Origin of the sequence: Mesorhizobium sp. M7A.F.Ca.MR.176.00.0.0, assembly GCF_004023165.1 — a bacterium.
In the GTDB taxonomy this organism is placed as follows: Bacteria; Pseudomonadota; Alphaproteobacteria; order Rhizobiales; family Rhizobiaceae; genus Mesorhizobium.
This window is the reverse complement of the sequence record NZ_RZTC01000297.1, coordinates 1-884: the sequence shown is the minus strand read 5'-3', so window position 1 is coordinate 884 and position 884 is coordinate 1. Positions and strand designations below refer to the sequence as shown.

General features: G+C 65.8%; 2 protein-coding genes. Both read left to right on the top strand.

Annotated features, from left to right (window positions below; translation table 11 throughout):
- Window positions 1-360 (top strand): L,D-transpeptidase (locus EOB59_RS34950; protein ID WP_164895869.1); only part of this gene is annotated, 360 nt, incomplete at its 5' end.
- Window positions 361-370: 10 nt separating this feature from the next.
- Window positions 371-883 carry an OmpA family protein gene (locus EOB59_RS34945; RefSeq protein WP_128290312.1) on the top strand — a complete coding sequence of 171 codons (513 nt, stop codon included), beginning with the start codon at window positions 371-373 and terminating at the stop codon, window positions 881-883.
- Window position 884: the final 1 nt, after the last annotated feature.

Below are 884 nucleotides of genomic sequence, written 5' to 3'. Positions count from 1 at the left end.
GACGGCTTCAAATGGTACGGCCGCGCGACGATCGACCGCCGCGCGCTGTGGCCGCGATGGGCCCCGCCCCCCGAAATGCGTAAGCGCAAGCCGGACCTACCGCCGATGGTCGCAGGCGGCGCGTCCAACAATCCGCTCGGGCCGCGCGCGCTCTATCTGTACCGCGACGGCGCCGACATCGGCTACCGCCTGCATGGCACCCTGGAGCCATGGAGCATCGGCACCGACGCTTCCAGCGGCTGCATCCGCATGTTCCCGGAAGACATCATCGACCTCTACCAGCGGTGCCCGATCGGCACCGCGGTGGAGGTCCTGCCGCACATAGCCGACCAGGCGCCCGCTTCCACAACTGTCGAATGATTGGCGCCTGATGAACCGCATGATTGAAAACACGCGCCGGCTGCTCGCTGCCAGCCTGCTGGTGCTTGTCGCATCCTGCTCGACCAGCAACACGCTGGCCCCTTCCACGCCAGACGTCACCAACGCCGAGATTGCCGGCTTCCAGAACGTGCAGCCGGGCAGCGAGGAGGATTTTATCCTCAATGTCGGCCGCCGCACCTATTTCACGCAAGGTTCGGTTGCGCTCGATTCTGTCGCCAAGGCCACCCTCGACACCCAGATCGCCTGGTTAGCAAAGCATCCGCGCTGGCTGCTCAAGCTGCAGGGTTTCGCCGACGATCCCGGCGCAAGTGAAACGGCGCTGTCGCAGCAGCGCGCCGATGCGGTGATGGACTACCTCGCCGCCGGCGGCATAGACCGCAATCGCATGTGGGCCAAGGGCTACGGCAAGGACAGGCTCGTCCGCGACTGCCCCGACGCCGCCTGCAGGTCGCAGAACCGCCGCGTTGTGTCTAATTTGCGCGATGAGAGGGACGAGTCGTAGG

Bases quoted from the DNA above. Each gene is read 5' to 3' on its own strand.
- EOB59_RS34945 (WP_128290312.1), top strand. From the start codon at position 371: ATGAACCGCATGATTGAAAACACGCGCCGGCTGCTCGCTGCCAGCCTG.